The 22,307-nt window shown below is 56.3% G+C and carries 15 protein-coding genes and 1 pseudogene; 8 read left to right on the top strand and 8 right to left on the bottom strand.

Annotation, left to right across the window (positions count from 1 at the left end; translation table 11 throughout):
• Positions 1-10: 10 nt before the first annotated feature.
• Entirely contained in the window at positions 11-1,765 is a 1,755-nt protein-coding gene (locus tag QWJ10_RS02090) for a PTS fructose-like transporter subunit IIB (protein WP_289924030.1), read from the top strand.
• Positions 1,766-1,824: 59 nt separating this feature from the next.
• Here the strand turns inward: QWJ10_RS02090 and QWJ10_RS02085 are convergent, their stop codons facing one another.
• Positions 1,825-2,811: a zinc-binding dehydrogenase gene (locus QWJ10_RS02085; RefSeq protein WP_289924028.1), complete on the bottom strand. Its 987-nt coding sequence runs from the start codon at positions 2,809-2,811 to the stop codon at positions 1,825-1,827.
• A gap of 412 nt (positions 2,812-3,223) precedes the next feature.
• Between QWJ10_RS02085 and QWJ10_RS02080 the strand changes: the two genes are divergently transcribed.
• Together QWJ10_RS02080 and QWJ10_RS02075 are read left to right on the top strand one after the other, a co-directional pair.
• Positions 3,224-4,606, top strand: coding sequence for a chloride channel protein (locus tag QWJ10_RS02080; RefSeq protein ID WP_289924026.1), 1,383 nt, complete (start codon positions 3,224-3,226; stop codon positions 4,604-4,606).
• Between the two features lie 92 nt (positions 4,607-4,698).
• Positions 4,699-6,252 carry an alkaline phosphatase D family protein gene (locus QWJ10_RS02075; protein WP_289924023.1) on the top strand — a complete coding sequence of 518 codons (1,554 nt, stop codon included), beginning with the start codon at positions 4,699-4,701 and terminating at the stop codon, positions 6,250-6,252.
• Between the two features lie 47 nt (positions 6,253-6,299).
• On the opposite strand, the gene QWJ10_RS02070 is transcribed toward QWJ10_RS02075, so the two are convergent.
• From QWJ10_RS02070 to QWJ10_RS02060, 3 genes are all read right to left on the bottom strand, one after another.
• Complete coding sequence (locus QWJ10_RS02070; protein WP_074822753.1) at positions 6,300-7,883, bottom strand: peptide chain release factor 3; 1,584 nt, start codon at positions 7,881-7,883, stop codon at positions 6,300-6,302.
• 137 nt (positions 7,884-8,020) lie between these two features.
• Positions 8,021-9,073: a glycoside hydrolase family 5 protein gene (locus tag QWJ10_RS02065; protein WP_289924015.1), complete on the bottom strand. Its 1,053-nt coding sequence runs from the start codon at positions 9,071-9,073 to the stop codon at positions 8,021-8,023.
• A 271-nt stretch (positions 9,074-9,344) separates the two neighbouring features.
• Entirely contained in the window at positions 9,345-9,536 is a 192-nt protein-coding gene (locus tag QWJ10_RS02060) for a hypothetical protein (RefSeq protein ID WP_125887149.1), read from the bottom strand.
• Between the two features lie 579 nt (positions 9,537-10,115).
• Between QWJ10_RS02060 and QWJ10_RS02055 the strand changes: the two genes are divergently transcribed.
• Positions 10,116-11,279 carry a type III PLP-dependent enzyme gene (locus QWJ10_RS02055; RefSeq protein WP_010797224.1) on the top strand — a complete coding sequence of 388 codons (1,164 nt, stop codon included), beginning with the start codon at positions 10,116-10,118 and terminating at the stop codon, positions 11,277-11,279.
• 38 nt (positions 11,280-11,317) lie between these two features.
• Here the strand turns inward: QWJ10_RS02055 and QWJ10_RS02050 are convergent, their stop codons facing one another.
• Both QWJ10_RS02050 and QWJ10_RS02045 read right to left on the bottom strand, forming a co-directional pair.
• Positions 11,318-12,139: a tetratricopeptide repeat protein gene (locus QWJ10_RS02050; RefSeq protein WP_289924010.1), complete on the bottom strand. Its 822-nt coding sequence runs from the start codon at positions 12,137-12,139 to the stop codon at positions 11,318-11,320.
• Positions 12,140-12,141: 2 nt separating this feature from the next.
• Positions 12,142-12,822, bottom strand: coding sequence for a Fe2+-dependent dioxygenase (locus QWJ10_RS02045; protein WP_019366886.1), 681 nt, complete (start codon positions 12,820-12,822; stop codon positions 12,142-12,144).
• Positions 12,823-13,001: 179 nt separating this feature from the next.
• Between QWJ10_RS02045 and QWJ10_RS02040 the strand changes: the two genes are divergently transcribed.
• From QWJ10_RS02040 to QWJ10_RS02025, 4 genes and pseudogenes are all read left to right on the top strand, one after another.
• The gene (locus QWJ10_RS02040) at positions 13,002-15,248 is read left to right on the top strand and encodes a TonB-dependent siderophore receptor (protein ID WP_019366885.1); all 2,247 of its coding nucleotides are present in this window, start codon (positions 13,002-13,004) and stop codon (positions 15,246-15,248) included.
• Positions 15,249-15,368: 120 nt separating this feature from the next.
• A complete protein-coding gene (locus QWJ10_RS02035) occupies positions 15,369-17,903 on the top strand; it encodes a sulfite reductase flavoprotein subunit alpha (RefSeq protein WP_289924007.1) in 2,535 nt (844 codons plus the stop codon).
• Between the two features lie 184 nt (positions 17,904-18,087).
• Complete coding sequence (locus QWJ10_RS02030) at positions 18,088-19,398, top strand: MFS transporter (RefSeq protein WP_289924004.1); 1,311 nt, start codon at positions 18,088-18,090, stop codon at positions 19,396-19,398.
• Between the two features lie 48 nt (positions 19,399-19,446).
• Positions 19,447-19,862, top strand: a pseudogene (locus QWJ10_RS02025) (VOC family protein).
• On the opposite strand, the gene QWJ10_RS02020 reads toward QWJ10_RS02025, so the two are convergent.
• Positions 19,845-20,693 carry a universal stress protein gene (locus tag QWJ10_RS02020; protein ID WP_289924003.1) on the bottom strand — a complete coding sequence of 283 codons (849 nt, stop codon included), beginning with the start codon at positions 20,691-20,693 and terminating at the stop codon, positions 19,845-19,847. The pseudogene QWJ10_RS02025 and the gene QWJ10_RS02020 overlap by 18 nt on opposite strands.
• A gap of 37 nt (positions 20,694-20,730) precedes the next feature.
• Positions 20,731-22,215, bottom strand: a complete 1,485-nt coding sequence (locus QWJ10_RS02015; protein ID WP_026004090.1) for a SulP family inorganic anion transporter — start codon at positions 22,213-22,215, stop codon at positions 20,731-20,733.
• Positions 22,216-22,307: the final 92 nt, after the last annotated feature.

Here is a 22,307-nt window from a genome sequence, read left to right as displayed (position 1 = left end):
GGGATAACTCATGAATATCGCAATCGTTACGACCTGCCCGACGGGCATGGTTACCAGTGTGCTCAGTGCACGATTGCTGGATGCTGCCGCACAGCGCCGTGGCTGGCAGACCAGTGTTGAAATCCACGACGGCCCTGAAGCCACGCTGCTGACGGATGATCAGATCGCTCGGTCCGAATTGGTTGTCGTTGTGCATACCGGTGCGGTAGACCTTCGCCGCTTCGCGGGCAAGCGCGTTTACCGTGCAACACCGGCGGAAGCCCTGCGGGACGTCGATGCCTTTTTGCAGCGTGCCGAGCGTGAGGCCAAGGTGTACGAAGCCAGCGCCGAGCCTGAAGCGGTCAGCGCAGCCGCTGCACCCGCCAAGCAGCCCCGTCTGGTGGCGATCACGGCCTGCCCAACCGGCGTTGCGCATACGTTCATGGCGGCTGAGGCCTTGATTCAGACCGCCAAGAAGCTGGGCTATAAGCTGGATCTGGAAACCCAGGGGTCAGTGGGCGCACGCAACCCTCTCAGTGCCGAGGCGATCGCGGAGGCCGATGCGGTTCTGCTGGCAACTGACATTGAGGTCAATACGGATCGCTTCGCGGGCAAGAAGGTGTTTCGCTGCGGCACTGGTGTTGCCCTCAAGCAGCCTGAAGCTACGCTCAAGCGTGCATTAGCTGAGGGTGAGATCCTGGGGGGCGCAGCGGCTGCTTTGTCTTCCGGACAAGCCAAGGCCAGTGCGAAAAAGGAAAAGACCGGAGTCTACAAGCACCTGCTGACGGGCGTGTCCTACATGCTGCCTATGGTAGTCGCCGGAGGCCTGTTGATTGCCCTGTCGTTTGTCTTTGGGATCGAGGCGTTCAAGGAGCAGGGCACGCTGGCGGCTGCATTGATGCAGATCGGTGGCGAAGCTGCGTTCAAGCTCATGGTGCCGGTGCTGGCCGGTTACATTGCGTACTCCATTGCTGACCGGCCGGGCCTTGCGCCGGGAATGATCGGCGGATTGCTGGCCAGTAATCTGGGCGCGGGCTTTATCGGCGGTATCGTGGCGGGCTTTCTGGCCGGTTATGTGGCGAAGGCGATCGCTCGCTGGGTGAAGCTGCCGGCCAGCGTGGAGGCCCTCAAGCCTATTCTGATCATTCCGCTATTGGCGAGCCTGATTACCGGCCTTGTGATGATCTATGTTGTGGGAACGCCGGTTGCCCAGGCATTGACCGCGTTAACAGGCTTTCTGGAAAACATGGGGACGTCTAATGCCGTTCTGCTGGGTGTCATTCTGGGTGCCATGATGTGTGTGGATCTGGGTGGGCCGATCAACAAGGCGGCGTATGCCTTTACCGTAGGGTTATTGGCATCCAAGACCTATGGTCCGATGGCGGCTACGATGGCGGCCGGTATGGTGCCTGCGATCGGTATGGGACTTGCTACCATTCTGGTGCGCCGCAAGTTTGCCCAGAGCGAGCGTGAAGCGGGCAAGGCGGCCTTTGTCCTGGGGTTGTGCTTCATTTCCGAAGGGGCAATCCCCTTTGCAGCGAAAGACCCGCTGCGTGTAATACCCGCGAGCATCGCGGGCGGCGCATTGACCGGTGCGCTCGTTATGCTGTTCAACTGCAAGTTGATGGCGCCCCATGGCGGTCTTTTCGTACTCCTGATTCCCAACGCCATTAATCACGCCTGGCTATACCTGGCGGCCATTGCGGCGGGCAGTATCTTGACCGGTGTGGTGTACGCTGTGATCAAGCGGGGTGAGGTACAGGAAGAGCTGGTACCTGCGGCATGAAAAAAAGGGCTCTCAGGAGCCCTTTTTAATGCGTTGGCGACTTGTCTGATACTGCCGGATCATTCCACCTGGACGACATATTTGCGTGTCCGCACGGCAGCTTTCAGATCCTTTAACGCGTTGGGCAGCTGTTCGAAGGGAACAACCTCAAGAGTAGGCATGGCCAATCGATTGTTCTTGATCTGATCCATCAGCTCGGCTCCGGCGGTGGTCAGCTCCATCCAGTCCAGGACGTTGCCATGCTGGTGGATCGAGGCGAGGGCCTCCTCATGATAAGAGATCGCCGTTGTGAAGGCAGGCAAGGGCGGCTGCTCGATCCGGTCCTGGATGCACACCAGATGGCCATTAAGGCCCAGAAGACCGGCCAGCGAGGCGGCATGCTGGCCGGAGATTGTGTCAAAGGCGGCGTAGAATTTACGGCCTTGCAGCTTTTCGAGTAACAGATCCCGCCAGTTTTCCTGGTGGTAATCCACGACCTCGGTCACGCCACGTGACAGCAGCTTTTCGCGGTGCTGCTCCCCTGCGGTTACCCAGACGCGCCAGCCTTTTTGCAACGCCAGTTGTGCCACCAACGATCCGACCGAGCCCCCGGCGCCGGTCACGAGTACATCCTTGTTGGTTGCATCCGGTACCTTCATGACCGACTGCCAGGCGGTCAGGGTAGGGCAGGGGAAGGCGGCGGCAGCAGTGTCACTAAGGCCGTCCGGCACCGGCATCACCATGTGGGCGGCGATCTTGATATGCGTGGCATAGCTGCCGGCGTGGTAGAGGTTCTGGTGATAGGCGACCCGCGTTCCGACACGCAGGTGTACGTCGCTACCGGCCGCGATTACGACGCCCATACCGTCCACGCCTGGAATATGGCCCGGCTTCCAGACCTTTTCGGCCTGCGCAATGAATTTCCAGTCGACTGGGTTGATGCCGATGACCTTGTTGGCGATCAGGATTTCATCGGGTGCCAGATCCTCGCTAATGGCATGAGTTTCCAGTACCAGATCCGTAGGCTCGCTGCCGTGGCGCCAGGTCCAGGCGTGTACATCCAGCATGAGGGTCTCCTCTCAAAGGGGTATATTTTCTCCTTTATGGGGGTTAGTGATGGCTCGTAAAACCCCTACAGGAAAGAAACATGAGTAAAGAGCAGCGGAAGGAGCAGGAAAAAGCAGTGGGATAGGGAACATGGTCAGATCTGTATGGCTTTTCTGGATTGCTTACCAGACAAACCATAGGTATTCACTCACACGACAATTGCAAACAAACGACTGGCGAAGTTAAGCCGCTCGGGCAGCGGTATGCCGACTATAAGGAGGCGAGCGCAGGTAACAGCGGAAGCACGTAAACAGTAAGAAGGACAGCCGAGTTTGGGAGTTGCTCAAACCAACCGGTATTCGTAAGGTCATAACAACACTTGATATTTCAATACTTTGTTACAATTACAGAGCCAACCTATTTTATTTGCTTATGAGCGACTCGAGCGATCCTGCTGCCCCTGACCGCAGGGAAACGTCTACACGCCGCGCTGCGGCATCTCAAACACCCCAACAGCGCCATCAACGGTTTCGCTCCATTCGGCAACGCTTGGCGTTCTGGGTCGGCGCGCTGCTGGTGGGTTTACTGGCGTTGACCTTTGCCTGGCTGGCTGATCATGCTTTTCATCTCTTTCAGCGTCTGTTGAATCACAGCCACTTATGGCCGTGGTTGGTGACACCCGCAGGATTTGCCCTGTTGGTCTGGCTGACACAGGGGTGGCTGCGTAATGCCAGGGGAAGCGGCATTCCACAAGTGATTGCAGCGCTGGAAAAGCCCTCTGGTCAGTTCAGGGCAGCGGTGTTGGCCTGGCCGATCGCGCTCGCGAAGATGATACTGACATTGTTTGCCCTGCTAGTGGGGGCCTCGGTTGGCCGCGAGGGTCCGACCGTACATTTGGGCGCCTCGGTGCTGTATGGCTTTGGTCGGCGGCTGGGCCTGTATGAGCGAAAGACGGTTTCCGGCCTGATCCTCGCCGGTGGTGCTGCGGGTATTGCCGCCGCGTTCAACACGCCGCTTGCGGGCGTAGTATTTGCCATTGAAGAGTTGAGTCATACCTTTGAACAGCGCTTCAGCGGTCTGGTACTGTCGGCTGTGGTGATTGGCGGTATGGTCACGCTGGGCCTGGTCGGACCGTATACCTATTTTGGCGTTATCAGTGCCAGTCTGCCCTGGGGCGATGCCTGGATAGCGGTGGTCATATGCGGGCTGGCAGGCGGCCTGTTGGGCGGCGGTTATGCTCGGTTGGTCATTCCAACATCCTACGGCTGGCTTGGAAGGTTGGGCGCTATCCGCTCACGCTTCCCGGTTCGGTTTGCCGCCGTCTGTGGATTGCTGGTCGCCTGTCTAGGGGCACTGTCCGGCCAGCATGTCTTTGGTACCGGCTACGAGGAAACACGTGCCATTCTGGAAGGGCACCCTATAACCGATCAGGGCTTTCTCATCTGGAAATTTCTGGCCAATGTGGTTTCTTATTTGGCAGGCATTCCCGGCGGGCTCTTTTCGCCTTCGCTCACGGTAGGCGCCAGCTTTGCGCCCTGGCTGGTCGATTGGCTGCCTGATGTCACCCTGCAGACCGGTGCGCTTCTGGGCATGGCGGCCTACCTCACGGGTGTTACCCGGACACCGCTCACCTCGACTGTCATTACCTTGGAGCTGGCCCACAGCCCCGACATGGCGATCCCTGTGCTGGCGACGTGCCTGCTGGCGAATGGTGTGTCCGGCTGGCTTTCGCCCACCTCGCTTTATCATGCGTTGGCTCAACAGATCCTGCATGCGGTGGAGCCTGAAGCGCCGAAGCCTACCAAGTGTGATTGAGATCACGCCGTAACAGCTGTTCTTCAGACTGTCACAGGGTTGTCAGGCGTTTTCGCTAAACCCATTCGCTCCAATAATCGTGGGAGCGCATGATGAGCACGTTCGATAATGGAAGACGACGCCTGATCCAGGGGCTGGGCGTTGGACTGCTGCTGCCGGGAGTGGCACCTGCCGTGATCGCCGGCGCCAAGCAGCGTCCGCTGATGCTTGAAGGGGTTCAGTCAGGTGATGTTCAGGGCAACCGGGCCATTGTCTGGAGCCGCTGTGATCGTCCGGCGCGGATGATCGTCGAGTGGGACACCAAAGAGAGCTTTCGCCATCTGCGCCGAATGGTTTCGCCTGTGGTGACAGCCGACACGGATTACACTGCGCGCATGGACTTGCGCGGACTTCCCGCTGATCAATCCATTTTCTATCGGGTTCGTTTCGAGGATATTTACAGCGGTGCGCAGAGCGAGCCTGTCTTTGGACATTTGCGTAGCGCACCGACGCATCGTACCGATATCCGCTTCGTCTGGAGCGGCGACACGGTCGGGCAGGGATTTGGTATCAACCCGGATATCGGTGGCATGCGCATCTATGAGGCCATGCGTCGCCGACAGCCGGACTTCTTTCTGCACAGTGGCGATACCATCTATGCAGACGGCCCGCTAGAAGCCAAGACCACGACGGTGGAAGGCAAGGTCTGGCGCAACATTACCACAGAGGCCAAGAGCAAGGTTGCCGAGACGGTCGATGAATATCGTGGCAATTATCGCTACAACCTGATGGACGAAAATGTCCGTCGGTTCAATGCTGAAGTCCCGCAGATCTGGCAGTGGGATGACCACGAGACCACCAATAACTGGTCTTCTACCAAAGTGCTGGATGACCGTTACACCGTAAAGGACATCAACGTACTGGCCAAGCGGTCGCGTCAGGCGTATCTGGAATATGCCCCCATGCGGCTGCAACAGCGTGATGATGCCGGACGCATCTATCGCAAGATCAGCTACGGTCCTCGGCTGGATATTTTCGTGCTGGACATGCGGACCTACCGGGGCGGGAACAGCACCAACCTGCAACCCAATGAGGGACCAGACACTGCTTTCATGGGGCGCACGCAACTCGAGTGGCTCAAGCAGGGGCTCGCGGAGTCTACGGCTACCTGGAAGGTCATTGCGGCAGACATGCCCATTGGCCTGGAAGTCCCTGATGGGGTAGATGCAGCAGGAATGCCTCGTTGGGAAGCCATTGCCAATGGCGACGGCGGTGCACCCTTGGGTCGCGAACTGGAAATTGCAGAGCTCTTGCGTTACATCCGCCGGTGGAATATCAACAATACGGTCTGGCTGACTGCAGATGTGCACTACTGCGCGGCTCACCACTACCACCCCAACCGGGCAGCCTTCCAGGATTTCGAGCCCTTTTGGGAGTTCGTGGCAGGCCCCCTCAATGCCGGTGCATTCGGGCCCAACAAGCTGGACAACACTTTCGGACCGGAGGCCGTGTTTGTGAAGGCGCCACCGGTAGCCAACAGCTCGCCGCTGTCGGGCTTCCAGTTCTTTGGCGAGGTCAATATCGAAGGGCACAGCGGCGATCTGACCGTAACCCTGCGAGACTTGGATGGAAAGGCGGTATTCGAAAAGACGCTTCAGGCTGTTTAATCAGGGTGTAAAACAAAGGGCTGAATGATCAGCCCTTTGTCTCATGCTTAGTGATGTTCCCGCGTCGCGCGGAATTTTATGTCAGGCCAGCGCTCTTCCATCAGGCTCAGGTTGACACGAGTCGGCGCAAGGTAGGTCAGGTGACCGCCGCCATCCACGGACAGGTTCTCCATGGCCTTGTTCTTGAATTCCTCAAGCTTCTTCTTGTCACTGCACTCGATCCAGCGGGCAGACCAGACGTTGATCGGCTCGTAGACGCATTCGACCTTGTATTCTTCTTTCAGTCGGCTGGCGACAACGTCAAACTGCAGCACACCGACGGCGCCCAGAATGATGTCGTTGTTGCGCTCGGGGAAGAACACCTGGGTCGCGCCTTCCTCTGCCAGCTCCTGCAGGCCCTGGCGGAGCTGCTTGGACTTGAGTGGGTCCTTCAGGCGTACGCGACGGAACAGTTCAGGCGCAAAGTGCGGAATACCGGTAAAGCCGAGGCTCTCACCTTCGGTAAAGGTATCGCCGATCTGGATGGTGCCGTGGTTGTGCAAGCCGATGATGTCGCCTGCAAAGGCTTCTTCCAGTTGTTCACGCTCGGAAGAGAAGAACGTCAGGGCGTCAGCAATCTTGATGTCCTTGCCGATCCGCACATGGCGCAGTTTCATGCCTTTTTCATACTTGCCGGAGCAGATCCGCATAAAGGCAATCCGGTCACGGTGCTTGGGATCCATGTTTGCCTGGATCTTGAATACGAAACCGCTGAATTTCTCTTCGACCGGCTGTACGTCACGCTCGTTGGTCGCGCGGGAGAGCGGCTGTGGCGCCCAGTCCACGACCGCGTCCAAGACATGATCGACACCGAAGTTGCCCAGGGCTGTACCAAAGAAGACCGGTGTCATCTGGCCCTTTAAAAATTCATCAGTATTGAATTCATGGCACGCGCCCTGGACCAGCTCGAGTTGCTCAACGAAATCATCGTACAGGTCGCCCAGGTGAGTACGGGCTTCGTCCGAGTCTAGCTTTTCAATAACGCGGGTTGCGATACGCTCATGGCCGTGGCCAGGGGTATAGACAAAGATCTTGTCTTCGGAGAGGTGATATACCCCTTTGAAATCACGGTAAGAGCCAATCGGCCAGGTAATCGGGGCCGCCTTGATTTTCAGGACGGCTTCGATCTCGTCGAGCAGCTCGATCGGATCGCGAATATCACGGTCCAGCTTGTTCACAAAGCTGACGATGGGCGTATCGCGCAGACGGCAGACATCCATCAGGGCAATCGTACGAGGCTCAACACCTTTACCGCCATCGAGCACCATCAGGGCAGAGTCAACCGCCGTCAGGGTGCGGTAGGTGTCTTCCGAGAAGTCTTCGTGACCGGGCGTGTCGAGCAGATTGATCATGTGCTCGCGATAGGGGAACTGCATGACCGACGTGGTAATGGAGATACCACGCTGCTTTTCCATCTCCATCCAGTCGGAGGTGGCATGGCGGTCGGATTTACGTGATTTAACGGTCCCGGCCACGGCAATGGCTTGTCCCATCAGGAGGAGCTTTTCGGTGATGGTGGTCTTACCGGCGTCCGGGTGGGAAATGATGGCGAAAGTGCGCCGCTTGGCGACTTCGGCGGCCTGCTTGGTCATGGAGGCTGATGTCCGGTGGATACTTAAACCGGCGATTATAGCAAGCCAAAAGGCCTGTAGGTTCAGGCCTTTTGGCTTTTCAGACGAGTCTTGTTCAGCAGAGTGGCCCTGATGCACTGGGCCACCCTGCCAGCGGTTTATTTAGGCCCTATTTCCGAGCAGCCCGAGTGTTTCACATACTTCTTGAGAATTGCCCACTGCGGACGCTCCTTGTTATCCCGGGGTTCGATGGAAAGGGAATAGTCGCCCCAGCCCGGACCTGCTGCCCAGTATGTAGCTGGGATACATTCCTTCTGAAGATGCGAGAGCATGTTATCCATGACCTTCATCCAGCGGGGATCATCCCCTGGTGCACCAAACTCACCAATGTGGCCTTTCTTGTTATTGGCCTTGAGCCAGTCAATAAAAGGTTGAACACGTTTAACGCCAATCATGGGATCAAGCTGACTAGTGTCCTTGGATTCGTAACGACCACCGGCATCAGCGTCGAAATACACATGAGCCGAGAAAATCAGGTTGTCCGCCGGATCCTTGAGGTTCAGCAGGCCTTTGTTTACATCAGGCCAGCGCGCGCTGCTTGACCAGAAGTTGCCCTCGATCACGATCGGGCGGCTCTTATCGACGGAGCGGATGCCATCGATGCCGTACTGGGCCGCGATGTCCCAGTGGTCTTCCACATCATGCGGCTCGTTCATGATGTCGTAGCCCAGCAGGGCAGGGTGCTTGCTCCAGGTTTTGGCGATCCGCTCCATGACGTCCTGGTAAGCCTCGTAGGGTACGCTCTCCGAACCAATGATCTGGTCGCGGTAACGCCCGTAGTTGTGCAGGTCCAGAATGACCTGCATCTTGTAGCGCTTGGCCGAGTCCAGCGTCTGGCTGATCAGGTCGGCGTACTGAGTGTCCAGCTCGCCGTTAAGCTTGGGTTGCAGGCGCTCCCAGGTGATCGGGAAACGTACGACGCGAATGCCGCGATAGCCCCAGCGCCTGAAATAGGAGTCGTCAGGAAAGAAGTAGTTGGTACCGTTCACACCCGGAAGCACCTGCGCCGCAAAGCCGGCACCCGAGAAATTCAGGCCGATCATCTCGGCTGGGTAATCGGCCGCCGAGGCGGTATGGCTCATGAGCAGGGGAGCGAATGCTAGAAAGGCATATCGCTTGAGGTTGCGTTTGATTCGCCCGGTTCTATTCATCGAAATAAGTGCCATAAGCGTAATGGGCAGGCCAGAACTGTACCTGCAGGGTTAACATGGATAGCCTGATAGCAAAACCCGTCAAACGTGCTCTTTGAGCAGGTCGATTGACAAGGGGGGCCGGCGGGGTTTGACGTAAAAATGTGATTGCCTATGGCTTTATTGAAAATACGTACAGCGATAGGAGCGGGAAGTAAACTCGATAAGCGTTAAAAGCCATTAAGCTGAAAGCCTGAGCCGGACTCAGGACACAGGCTTTCAAGCCTGGCGCTTAGCAGGCATCCAGACGGAAGCAGACTCCTGTCCAGCGCTCAGCCTCCTCACGTGCATCCTGCTCGTTATCGAACTCGGCAATGACTCCGCCATGGGCGTAGATCACCGCCCAGGTTTCCTTGAAGGCAACCTGCAACGAGTTGATGAATGATGGAGGCTCTACCGAGCCGTCGACTTCGATGCCAAACATTTTGATTTCCCTATGAAATGAAGCAAAACATATTGTTGGAGTTTGGCCATATCCTTCCGTGATGTAAGGCACTGCATGGCGACACACGAAGACCTGTGCGTCTTAATAAAGTTTACGCCTTGCCATATTTCTTTCATCTTTTTGGTGAGCGGCAGTATCCAAATCTGGTTAGCACTCCCTCGCAAAAATTAATCTTTGTTGAAAATGCCTATCTGGCTTGAACGGGTTCTCTCAATTGCAGAGGAATCCTGACGGATTTTGGAACATCGGTTCGCCTGGCCGGTCGGTTTTACGAGGAGGGTTCGTACCGGATCGAGGTAAATCAGACAGTCGTATGGGATTTTTGATTGATCTTGCGGGCGTGTAGTCCTAAAGTTCGCGCCCGAACGTCCATGCTGGAAACGATCCATCCGGCTCAAGTACTGACGACGAGACAGCAAGGTCAACGCTCTGGACATATTGACCTTTTTGCTTTCGGCGACGTGCCTTGGGAAGTAGGCGAACCAAAGTGGGGAAACGGATTAGGCGTTCAGCAATACCCCTACGAATCCATTTGTTCTGCCATTGGGAGTCCGACGCATGTCCATCCAGGTCGAAGATTACTACTCGCGCGAGACCTTCCAGCGAATGAAGTCCTTCGCTGACCAGCATGAAACGCCTTTTGTCGTGATCGATAAGGCCACCATTTCCAGAGCCTACGATGATCTGGTGAACAATTTCCCGTTTGCCAAAATTTACTACGCCGTCAAGGCAAACCCCGCCATCGAGATTACTGAGCTCCTGCGCGACAAGGGCTCGAATTTCGACATCGCGTCCATCTATGAGCTGGACAAGGTACTGAGCACGGGCGTCAGTCCTGATCGCATCAGCTATGGCAATACGATCAAGAAAGCCAAGGACATTCGCTATTTCTACGAGAAGGGTGTGCGGATGTTCGCCACCGACTCTGAGGCTGACCTACGTAATATTGCCAAGGCTGCGCCGGGCTCGAAGATCTATGTACGGATTCTGACCGAAGGCTCTAATACCGCTGACTGGCCGCTTTCACGCAAGTTTGGCTGCCAGACCGATCTGGCGCTGGACCTCCTGATCCTGGCCCGCCAGCTAGGCCTTGTGCCTTACGGCGTCTCCTTCCATGTTGGCTCGCAGCAGCGTGATATCGACGTCTGGGATGCGGCTATCGCTAAGGTCAAGGTAATATTCGAGCGCCTGCGTGAAGAAGACGGTATCGTCCTGAAGATGATCAACATGGGTGGCGGTTTCCCGGCAAACTATATTGCCAAGACCAACAACCTCGAAACCTATGCTGAAGAGATCATCCGCTTCTTGAAGGAAGACTTTGGCGATGAACTTCCGGAAATCATTCTGGAGCCCGGTCGTTCGTTGATTGCCAACGCCGGTATTCTGGTGAGCGAAGTGGTACTGGTGTCGCGCAAATCGCGCACCGCCGTCGAGCGCTGGGTATACACCGACGTAGGCAAATTTTCTGGTCTGATCGAAACCATGGACGAGTCCATCAAGTTTCCGATCTGGGTCGAAAAGAAGGGTGAGATGGAAGAGGTCGTGATCGCCGGCCCTACCTGTGACAGTGCCGACATCATGTATGAACACTACAAATATGGTTTGCCACTGAACCTTGCCAGCGGTGACCGTCTGTATTGGTTATCTACCGGGGCGTACACCACTAGCTACAGTGCTGTAGAGTTCAATGGCTTCCCTCCACTCAAGGCCTATTACCTCTAAATAGCGCCCATAAAAAACCCGCTTCGGCGGGTTTTTTATCATTCAGACGGCAAGGGCGAATCGTAGCGCTTGCTCTGGGCTCTGGTAAGAGCCGCTTGATCCGTCTCGTCGCCCAATTCTGCGGCGCGCTCGAAATAGCTCAGCCCGATCAGGCGCAGCGCTTCATGCTCGGAGTCCAATAGTCCTTGCCGGCTGGCCCTGAAAAAATTGAGGTTGCCGGTCTTCAAGGCTTCCTTCAGCCAGTGCTGGGCTTCCTCAAGCCGACCCATCGTTGCCAGCACCGCCGCGTAGCTGTATTGACCGCGAAAGTCGCCTGCCTCTGCCGACCGTTTGTACCAGTCACGTGCAACCTTTGTATCCTGCGTAACGACAAGACCCTCTTCGTAGAAGCGTCCAACGAGGTTCATGGACTTGGCATGGCCCAGCTCAGCTGCGCGTCGGTAGAATAAAAAGGCGCTGTGCTCGTTACGGGAGACACCGCGTCCTGTCGCCAGCAGATTGGCATAGTTGTACATGCCCCAGTCCAGGCCCTGTTCGGCGGCCTGACGATAGGCCTCGGCTGCTGCGTGGGCATCCTGCTCGCAGCCCCAGCCATGTTCGCGGCAACGTCCTACCATGTTGAGCGCCATCGTGTGGCCTTGGTCGGCAGCGATAGTGAACCAGGTCAATGCGAGGCTAGCGTCCTGTGCAATGCCGCGGCCCTCCAGCAGGATCTGGCCCAGCATGGCCTGGGCATCTGGCGAGCCGGCCTTGGCAGCTGTCAGGATGACACGGGCCGCCTCCCTGGGATTATCCGATGCCAGTGCCTGTTCCAGCGCCTGGTTTTCGAGAACTTCCTGTCGCCTCAAGACGTAGGCCATGGTTATACGTCTACCCAGCGGCGTAGCAGGTTGTGATAAGTCCCAGTCAACTGAACCAGTGAAGGATGATCAGGGACGTCGCGGGTCAGGTTTTGAATGGCTGTGTCCATTTCGAACAGCAGGGCCCGCTGGCTATCTTCGCGAACAAGACTCTGAGTCCAGAAAAACGAGGCATATCGAGTGCCTCGAGTCACCGGCTCCACCTTGTGCAGGCTGGTGGCCGGATAGAGCACGGCGTCGCCTGCCTTTAGCTTTACGCGCTGTGTGCCATAGGTGTCCTGAATCACCAGTTCTCCGCCGTCATAGCTGTCGGGATCACTGAAAAACACTGTGGTCGAGATATCGGTTCTGACGCGCTCGACGCTGTTTTTCACGTTGCGTACGGCGTTGTCTATATGGAAGTCGAATGAGCCGCCGGCGGTGTAGCAGTTGATCAAGGGCGGGAAGATCTTGTGGGGCAGTGCCGCAGACATGAACAGGGGATGCTGCCAGAGCCGATGGACAATCGCTTCGCCGATTTCACGCGTTAACGGATGGTCTTCGGGAAGTTGAAGATTATGCTTGGCCTTGGAGGATTGATGTCCGGCAGTGATTTTTCCATCACTCCACTGGGTCTGTTCAAGCGCCTCTCGGATACGAGCCGTTTCTTCAGCAGTAAAGACCTGGGGTATGGCTAGCAGCATGACGCGCTCCGACGAGCATAAAAAAACTATTAATGATAGTCATTCTCAGGATTTTTGCAAAAAGTACAGCGTAGAACTGCAAGCTGTCTTTGATAATTCAGAATACTTTAAATTACTATTGATACTAATTCGTATTTGCGTATATTTTCCGCGGCTTCGTTCGTGGGGAATAATTAGAAATGACACGTCAAACCGAGTTGGGTGTTACGCCTAGGCTGTTAGTTTCAGCGGTAGGGGTAGCCATAACGGCTTTTTCCGGTACTACGCTTGCTCAACAAGCGCCTACTAAGCAAAGTGCTAACCAAGGCTCGAGCGTACTGGATCTGAACAGCACCACCGTCTTGGGGGATGAAGAGGGCAGTTATAACGTTCAGGAGTCAGCATCGTCCAAGTACACGGCTCCGCTGCGTGACACACCCAAGTCAGTGACGGTAATACCGGCTCAGGTAATCCAAGACACCGGTGCGCTTTCATTAACTGACGCGCTAAGGACTGTTCCAGGTATCACGTTTGGAGCAGGGGAGGGAGGAAACCCTCAAGGCGATCGTCCCTTCATTCGCGGTTTCAGTGCGGAAAGTGACACTTTTGTTGACGGTTTGAGAGATATCGCTTCGCAGACACGTGAAGTATTCAATCTCGAAAGCGTTGAAGTCAGCAAGGGGCCAGGCTCGGCTTATACAGGCGCAGGTTCGACTGGGGGTAGCCTCAACCTGATTTCCAAAACGCCCAAAATGCATGATTTCGTCAATGGCGGCTTTACCTATGGCTCTGATCAGACTCGCCGTACAACCCTGGATGTCAACCATGTATTGACCGACTCGGCTGCCTTCCGCCTGAATCTGATGAAGCACGATGCCAATGTGGCCGGTCGTGATGGTCCAGATGTCAGCCGCTGGGGTGTAGCACCTTCGATTAGTTTCGGTCTGGGTACACCCACACGTGCCACGTTTTCCTACTACCACTTGGAGACAGATGACACGCCCGACTATGGTATTCCGCTGACCAATGTGAACCGCAGCAAGGCCAACCCGAGCGGGCCGGCTCATGTAGATAAGGACAACTGGTACGGGTCTAGCCGTGATTACCGTGAAAGCACGACCGACAGCGGTACGCTTCGAATCGAGCACGATTTGAATGACAGCCTCACGCTGTCTAACAGTTTTCGCATGGTGCGGACCACACTGGACTACGTGGCTACTAACCCGGACGACAGCAAAGGCAACGTTGCAAACGGTTACGTCTATCGCTCACCTAAGAGCCGCAATTCAACATCAGAAGGCTGGGTCAACCAGACCGACTTGAAGGCGCTGTTTAATACGGGGACGATTGAACATACTCTGGTAACGGGCTTGGAATTTAGTTACGAAGATGTGCATAGTCGCCCCTATACCTTTACATCGACGGCGTCTGGTACAACATGCAATGCGTCCTTGCTGGCCAGTGGTGATTGCACCAGCCTGTATAGTCCCACCTACAAGGATGGATGGGCAGGCACGATTACCGAGGGTGCGTCTTATACGGATACCGACACCAAGACCAGCGCCGCCTATGTATTCGATACACTGAAGCTTAACGATCAGTGGTCTGTAAACCTTGGTCTGCGCTACGACGATTACCAGGTCAAGAGCAGCGGCTTCGGCAATAATGGTGTTCGTGGTGCAGCTAACACCAATTTCTCCAATGAAAACAATTCGCACTTCTGGAACTATCAGGTTGGTGTCGTTTATAAGCCCGCATCCAACGGCAGTATCTATGTAGCGTGGTCGACATCGAGTAACCCATCGGGCGAGACGGGAGGAGAAGGTTTGTCCGATCTGGCGGCTGCCAATAACGGGTTGGATCCAGAGCGTAATCGCAATTATGAAGTAGGGACGAAGTGGGACTTCTTCAACGAAGCGCTTTCGCTTAATGCGGCCTTGTTCCGTACAGACAAGACCAATGCTCGCGTTGCCAGCGCAGACGCCAACATATCGCAAGTACTGGATGGCGAGCAGCGTGTTCAAGGTGTTGAGTTGGGCTTCAGTGGCAAGCTGACGCCTCACTGGAAAGTATTCGGCGGTTACACCTACTTGGATAGCGAGATTCGTAAGTCGACCACCGCTTCTGATGAGGGCAACAAGATGCCTCAGACGCCGGAAAACAACTTTACCCTGTGGACCACCTATGATGTTACTCAAGACTTCACGGTGGGTGGCGGTGCCACATATGTGGATCGTCAGTTCGGCAATACGGCCAACTCGACCTACATTCCCTCCTACACGCGCTATGACGCGATGGCGGCTTACCGCGTGACGAAGAATCTGGATCTGCAGTTGAATGTGCAGAACCTGACGGACAAACGTTATTTCGACCAAGTGTACTCAACCCATATGGCGCACGTAGCGCCCGGACGTACAGCGCTCCTGAGTGCCAACTTCCATTTCTGATGGAAAAGTGCATGGCCCGGCTCCTGTGAGCCGGGCTTTTTGTATGGATATCTCTTACTTGTCAGGCGCATATGGCACACGCGCTCTGGTTTTGAATGGCTCGTGGATCGAGTGATTTAAATGAAAAAGCTTCTCTTCCAGCTGCATTGGTTTATGGGCATCACGGCAGGACTGGTGCTGGTCATCATAGGCGTGACCGGCGCTGCGTATTCGTTCGAGCCGGAGATATCGAACCTGATCAATCGTTCTGCAGCGGTAGAGGAGCGAATGGCTGGAAATGCGCTGGCACCTTATGAGCTTATCAAGCGCGTCGAGGCGTACGAGGGTAAAAAGGTAACTGGGCTATGGGCCGATCTGGTGCTCAATAGTAATGTCCGAGTATTTCTCGAGCCCCCGCCGGGAGAGCGGCGCGGGCCTATGCGCTTTGTCGATGCCTATACCGGTGAGATATTGAGTGAACCGGTTGGCGCCGACTTCTTTGGGCTCATGCTGCGATTGCATCGTTTTCTTGCTGTGGGAGAAACCGGCAAGGCGATTGTGGGTGCCTGTACCCTGATGCTCGTATTCTTCTGTTTGTCTGGTCTCTATCTTCGCTGGCCTAAACAGGTTGCCAGCTGGCGCGCCTGGTTGACCTTGGATTGGGCCCGTAAAGGGCGCAGCTTCAATTGGGACCTACATGCGGTCGCAGGCACCTGGTGCCTTATGCTCTATCTGCTGGCGGCGCTCACGGGGCTCTTCTGGTCCTACGAGTGGTACCGCAACGGCCTGGTCCGGTTGTTGGATGATGCGCCTGCCGAGCAGCGAGGCGAGCGCAAGGGTGGCAGGCCGGAGCGTCCTCAGCCAAATGGGGCACCGCCCGTCATCAACCATGAAGCCCTCTGGGCAAGCGTGCAGCAAGCGGCCGGACCGACGCTGGAAGGTTATACCTTACGCCTGCCTTCATCAGCCGGTCAGCCGGCAACGGTGTTTTATCGCCTTCAGAATGCCGATCATCTACGAGCGCTCAACAAGCTGGACCTGGACCCGCAAACCGGCGCGGTTCGCAGTCATGAGCGTTATGCTGACAAGAGCATTGGCGGACAGTTGCTGGGCAGCATCTATGCACTGCACACGGGCGAATATTTCGGGTTGCCGGGGCGACTGCTGATGTTTCTGGCCAGCCTCGCCATGCCTCTGTTCTTTATTACGGGCTGGTTGCTCTATCTGGATCGCCGCCGCAAGAAAAAGGGGGTTCGCCAGGCCCGTCGCGAAGTGACACTTGGGGTAGCAGGAGGTGAGCCCTGGTTGATCGGCTTTGCCAGTCAGAGCGGTTTGGCGGAGCAACTGGCTTGGCAAACCGCCGGCCAGTTACAGGCTGTAGGCCAGCCGGCAACGGTAAAGCCGTTGGCTCAGCTCAATTCCGATGCTTTGACGGCGGCTCGCAAGGCGTTGTTTATCGTCAGTACCTTTGGCGATGGCGAGGCGCCAGATAACGCCCGCAAATTCGAGCGCGCCGTATTACGGCAGGCGGTGTCCCTCAAGCAACTGTCCTACGGTGTGCTGGCGCTAGGGGATCGGCAATATCCGGATTTCTGTGCGTTTGGACGACGTCTGCAGCGTTGGCTGAGCGGGCAGGGCGCTCATAGCCTGTTCGATACGGTTGAGGTAAATCGGGACGATGAGGTCGCCTTGGGCCTATGGCAGTCTCGCCTAAGCGAGTTGGGTGCCGTGGCGCATATCCAACCAGCTACTGCACCGTTTCAGGATTATCACCTATTGGCCCGTCAGTGCCTGAATCCTAGAGGTCAGGGATGGCCAGTCTTCAGAGTCGATCTCCAAATGCCGGTAAATTGCTCGTGGGCAGCCGGCGACCTTATCGAAATACTGCCGCGTTATCCTGTGTCATTCGTACAGGAATGGCTAAGTCCATTGGGACTTTCTCCAGATTCCCTTGTATGGCTGGACGGGATCGAGTTGCCGTTGGATCAGGCATTGGCAACACGTTTTCTGCCTGAGGACGTGCACCAGATGGTAGGCATGCACGCACAGGGATTGGTTGAGGCGCTGCTGCCTTTGGCGGTCAGGCAGTATTCAATTGCATCCCTGCCCGTTGAGGGGACTATGTCACTGATCATTCGCCAGGAGCGCAAACGAAGTGGGCAGTTGGGTATCGCGTCTGGCTGGCTGACCACCCATGCTCCAGAGGGTGGGCACCTGATGGCACGCTTAAGACCTAACCCCGCGTTCCATATGCCCCATGATGATCGGCCTGCGCTCTTTATTGGCAACGGCACGGGGATAGCCGGCTTACGGGCACTGCTCAAGGCACGCATCGACGCAGGCCACAGACGGAACTGGCTGCTCTTCGGTGAGCGGAATCGTGAGCATGATTTCTTCTACCAGGACGAATTGGAGCACTGGCTGGCGCATCGGCAGCTTGCCCGGCTTGATCTGGCTTTTTCCCGTGATCAGGAAGACAAGGTATATGTTCAGGATCGCTTGCTGGAATCCACAGAAGAGGTCCGAGCCTGGGTCGAGCAAGGCGCGGTCATTTACGTCTGTGGCAGCTTGCAGGGCATGGCGCGAGGTGTACATGCCGCCCTGGTTGAGATCCTGGGCGAATCGGGCCTGGAGCGGTTGCAGGAGGAGGGGCGCTACAAGCGGGACGTTTATTGACGGATAGCCGCTGGCCATTTCCATTTACAGGAAGGAAGTGGCCAGTTGCGCTTTGCCTATAAAACGATAAGCTCTCCGGCCTCTCGGAAGGCCACATCCATAGCGATAGTGATGCTCCTTGAGAAGCAGCTTCCAGTCTGTCTGTCAGGGCGTGGGCCCTGGCATTCGCTTAGAAGGAGTGTGTATGTCGGACGTGCGCCACGGTTCTACCCAGCCTCACAACGCTGACGAGGCGGGCACTTACCGTCTTGTTATCTGGCGACTCATTCCGTTTCTCTGTTTCTGTTACCTGGCCGCCTACCTGGACCGTATCAACATCGGTTTTGCAAAATTGCAGATGCTTGATCAGTTGCATCTTTCCGAGACGGCTTATGGGTTGGGGGCAGGGCTCTTCTTCGTCGGCTATATCCTGTTCGAGGTGCCCAGTAACCTGGTGTTGGAGCGTGTCGGCGCCCGTATCTGGATTGCCCGAATCATGATCACCTGGGGGTTATTGTCGGGCGCCACGATGTTTGTGACCGAGGCGTGGCAGTTCTACCTCCTACGTTTTCTTCTAGGGGCCGCCGAAGCGGGCTTTTTGCCTGGTGTTCTGTTTTACCTGACCCAGTGGTTCCCTACTTATCGACGAAGCCGCGTCATTGCACTGTTCATGATTGGTCTGCCGCTGTCGAGCCTGATTGGCGGGCCGATTTCGGGTTGGATCATGAGCCATTTCCATCAGGTCAACGGCTTGCAGGGCTGGCAATGGCTCTTTCTGCTGGAGGCCATGCCTACAGTGGTTCTGGGTATTTTGACTTTCTGGGTGCTGCCCAACACCATCAGCGAAGCCGCCTGGCTGAGCGCAGAACAGAAACAGGTGCTGTTGCAGAAGCTTGAGGAAGATGAGTCTGATCGACCCAATACGCCCTATCGTTTTCGCGACGGATTCTGGGACATCAAGGTCTGGATGTTGGGAGGAATCGATTTTTCAATCCTGCTCTGTGCCTATGCCATGGGGTTCTGGCTGCCAACCTTCATCAAGGGCGCTGGGATAACTGACACCGTGCATATCGGATGGCTCACCGCCATTCCTAGCCTCATGGGGCTGATCGGCATGCTGGCCATTGGCGCAAGCTCGGACCGTTTTCGGGAGCGCCGCTGGCACATCATCGTGCCGTTCATCGTAGGGGCTGCTGCGCTGTCCATGAGTACCTTCTTCTCCCAGGACGTCATGATGCTGGTGCTGCTGTTCGGAATCGCCTCGGCTGCGATCATTGGCGCCGTCCCGGTCTTTTTCAGCCTGCCGGCCACCTTTCTCAAGGGTACGGCGGCTGCGACCGGCTTTGCCCTGGCCTGTTCGCTAGCCAACATTGCGGGTCTGGTCAGCAACTCGCTGATGGGGTTTGTGCTGGATCTGACGCATAGCAGCGCCGTAGCGCTCTGGTGCTTTGCTGGTTCGCTGCTGCTCAGCTGCCTGCTTGTACTGGCGCTGCCGGCCAAGGTGGTGAACCGCTAAGGTCAACCTGCTGCTAGGCTGAAAGAAGTCCTGGTTATGGAGGCGTCCATGTTCAGTCACATCCAGCTTGGCATTCATGATCTGTCACGCATGACGGCCTTTTACAACGCGGTTTTGAGCGAGCTTGGCATGATTCGTATGCCCAACGAGCAAGACGGTGGTCCCGAGGGTGCTGGCTGGCAGTATCCCGGCAGCGATGGCCGCAGTTCTTTATCCAGTTTCCCTTTAATGGAAAACCCGTTTCGGTGGGTAACGGAACGCAGATAAGTTTTGCGGCTTCCTCACAGACCAAAGTGGATGCCGCATGGCGTCAGGCGCTGTTGCATGGCGGCTCCGATGAAGGCGCTCCGGGGCTAAGGCCACAGTACGCGCCAGATTACTATGGCGCGTACTGCCGCGACCCTGAGGGCAACAAGTTATGCTTTGTTCATGCCGAAGGGCTGCCGTTAGCGCACCACCAGTAAGGCGCCGCCGGCCGTACGCAGCATATTGCCGGTATTGCTACCCATGAAGAAGTGTCGTAATCGGGAGTGTCCGTAGGCGCCCATGACCGTCAGGCCAATTTCCTGCTGTTTGCGGTACTTCTCAAGCGCAAGCTCTACATCGCCTTCAACGATGGCGGTCACAGCGCTCAGACCCACAGAGCGCAGGATGGTGGCTGCATCTTCAAGAGGCTGACGATTTTCGGCGTTATCCTTTCCGACGGTCACGATATGGCATTCCAAACCCCGAAATAGCGGGCTTTCAGCCATAAGCTCGAGTGCCTTTCGCGCACTGTTGCTGTTATCGAAGCCCAGCATGACGCGCTGAGGGATCTCAAACGCTACCGGTGTCACAAGAATCGGACGGGTCAGGGTGCGGATTGCGCTTTCCAGATGGCTACCGATCAGCCGCGCCGGTGGGGTTTCCTCGCCCAGTCGACCCATGACGAAAAGGGCGCTTTGCGCCTGCATATCCCGCAGCGTATCGAGAAAGTCTCCGTGCCGCTGCAGCGTATCGGTTTCCTGAGCGCCCAGCTTGGTAACGTGCTCCTGAGCCGCTTCCAGTAGAAGCTGCCCTTGCTTGAGACCTAGCCCCCTGCGTTTCTCATCCAGTCTGGCCAACTCGTCCAACAGGTGCTCCCGGCTGCCCAGCCCGATAGTGCCACTCAGGTCAGAATCGGCAGGATAATGTTTGCGGTCAAGCACATGCAGCAGATGTATGGGGGTGCCCAGCTTCAGGCTGGCCCAGGCAGCATAATCGCAAACACCTCGTGTTGCAGGGGAGCCATCGATACAGGCGATGATCCAGTTCATTACTGTTCCTCGATCAGTAGCATTCAAAACGCGATACCTAGTGGCCCATCACTTTATTGGCCGCGTCCGGTTTGTCATGGATGCCAAAGCGGTCGACCAGCGTAGCACTAGCCTGGTTCAGGCCAATGACCTCCACGTGCGCTCCTTCCCGACGGAACTTGAGAACGACGTTATCCAGTGCCGAAACCGCTGTAATGTCCCAGAAGTGGGCATGGGTCAGGTCGATCACTACATGGGAAACCGCTTCCTTCAGGTCGAATGCTGCGTTGAAACGAGTAGTCGATGCGAAGAAAACCTGCCCCTTTACGTCGTAGATCCGTTTTTGCCCATTTTCCAGTCGACTCTCTACCGTCAGGTAGAACGCCACCTTGTTGGCAAAAAACAGCGAAGCCAGCAGTACACCGGTGAGTACACCAAAGGCGAGGTTATGCGTGAAAACCACCACAGCCACGGTGACCAGCATCACTATATTGGTGGATAGGGGGTATTTTTTCAGGTTACGGATGGAGTCCCAGCTGAAGGTGCCGATAGAGACCATGATCATGACGGCAACCAGTGCAGCCATGGGAATGCGCGAGACCCAATCCCCAATGAAAACCACCAGAATCAGCAGGAAGACTCCAGCTACGAGAGTGGATAGCCGGGAGCGACCGCCAGACTTCACATTAATGACGGACTGGCCGATCATCGCGCAGCCTGCCATTCCGCCCAGAAGACCCGAAACGATATTGGCCAGCCCTTGGCCCTTGCATTCACGGTTCTTGTCGCTAGACGTATCGGTCAGGTCATCCACGATAGTGGCAGTCATCATGGACTCCAGCAGGCCTACCACGGCAATGGCAGCCGAGTAGGGGAGGATGATCAGCAGGGTATCCAAGTTGAGCGGCACGTCAGGCAGGAGAAATACCGGCAGGCTGTCAGGCAGTTCACCCATGTCCCCTACGGTGCGTACATCAAGACCCAGATACATCGAGAGGGCCGTCAGCAGCAGGATGCAGACCAGTGGCGAGGGAATGAACTTGCCTAGCGTGGGTACGTAAGGAAACAGATAAATGATGCCCAAGCCAGCCGCTGTCAGGGCATAGACATGCCAGGTGACATGGGTCAGTTCAGGCAGTTGCGCCATGAAAATCAGGATAGCCAGTGCATTAACGAAGCCGGTCACTACGGAGCGCGAGACAAAGCGCATCAGCGAGCCCAGCCTCAGAAAGCCGATGATGATCTGGATAACGCCAGTCAGCAGCGTAGCGGCAAGCAGGTATTGGAGGCCATGATCGCGCACGAGGGTAGTCATGAGCAGGGCAGTCGCGCCTGTCGCTGCCGAGATCATGCCGGGACGACCACCTGCGAAGGCGATGGTCACCGCGATACAGAAGGACGCATACAGGCCGACTTTCGGATCGACGCCAGCAATGATGGAAAAGGCAATGGCCTCTGGGATGAGCGCAAGAGCAACGACCAGGCCGGCAAGAATGTCGCCGCGCAGATTGTAGAACCAGTGATTCTTGAGGGTATGCAGCATTGCAGGTACCAAAGCAAAAGCCAAAACCCGCACGCCGAGCAGACGGCATGCGAAGCCCATGGGTTATGACACGTTGAAAAAAGACAAGTGCT

Source organism: Pseudomonas sp. WAC2 (genome assembly GCF_030403525.1).
GTDB classification, from domain to species: domain Bacteria; phylum Pseudomonadota; class Gammaproteobacteria; order Pseudomonadales; family Pseudomonadaceae; genus Chryseomonas; species Chryseomonas luteola.
This window is presented reverse-complemented; position numbering and strand designations above follow the sequence as displayed.

Excerpts from the sequence above, each read along its gene's own strand:
- QWJ10_RS02070 (WP_074822753.1), bottom strand. The coding sequence starts at position 7,883 with ATGACCAAGCAGGCCGCCGAAGTCGCCAAGCGGCGCACTTTCGCCATC.
- QWJ10_RS02035 (WP_289924007.1), top strand. The coding sequence starts at position 15,369 with ATGAAAAAGCTTCTCTTCCAGCTGCATTGGTTTATGGGCATCACGGCA.
- QWJ10_RS02075 (WP_289924023.1), top strand. The coding sequence starts at position 4,699 with ATGAGCACGTTCGATAATGGAAGACGACGCCTGATCCAGGGGCTGGGC.
- QWJ10_RS02015 (WP_026004090.1), bottom strand. The coding sequence starts at position 22,215 with ATGCTGCATACCCTCAAGAATCACTGGTTCTACAATCTGCGCGGCGAC.
- QWJ10_RS02030 (WP_289924004.1), top strand. The coding sequence starts at position 18,088 with ATGTCGGACGTGCGCCACGGTTCTACCCAGCCTCACAACGCTGACGAG.
- QWJ10_RS02055 (WP_010797224.1), top strand. The coding sequence starts at position 10,116 with ATGTCCATCCAGGTCGAAGATTACTACTCGCGCGAGACCTTCCAGCGA.
- QWJ10_RS02085 (WP_289924028.1), bottom strand. The coding sequence starts at position 2,811 with ATGCTGGATGTACACGCCTGGACCTGGCGCCACGGCAGCGAGCCTACG.
- QWJ10_RS02090 (WP_289924030.1), top strand. The coding sequence starts at position 11 with ATGAATATCGCAATCGTTACGACCTGCCCGACGGGCATGGTTACCAGT.
- QWJ10_RS02050 (WP_289924010.1), bottom strand. The coding sequence starts at position 12,139 with ATGGCCTACGTCTTGAGGCGACAGGAAGTTCTCGAAAACCAGGCGCTG.
- QWJ10_RS02080 (WP_289924026.1), top strand. The coding sequence starts at position 3,224 with ATGAGCGACTCGAGCGATCCTGCTGCCCCTGACCGCAGGGAAACGTCT.
- QWJ10_RS02020 (WP_289924003.1), bottom strand. The coding sequence starts at position 20,693 with ATGAACTGGATCATCGCCTGTATCGATGGCTCCCCTGCAACACGAGGT.
- QWJ10_RS02065 (WP_289924015.1), bottom strand. The coding sequence starts at position 9,073 with ATGAATAGAACCGGGCGAATCAAACGCAACCTCAAGCGATATGCCTTT.
- QWJ10_RS02045 (WP_019366886.1), bottom strand. The coding sequence starts at position 12,822 with ATGCTGCTAGCCATACCCCAGGTCTTTACTGCTGAAGAAACGGCTCGT.
- QWJ10_RS02060 (WP_125887149.1), bottom strand. The coding sequence starts at position 9,536 with ATGTTTGGCATCGAAGTCGACGGCTCGGTAGAGCCTCCATCATTCATC.
- QWJ10_RS02040 (WP_019366885.1), top strand. The coding sequence starts at position 13,002 with ATGACACGTCAAACCGAGTTGGGTGTTACGCCTAGGCTGTTAGTTTCA.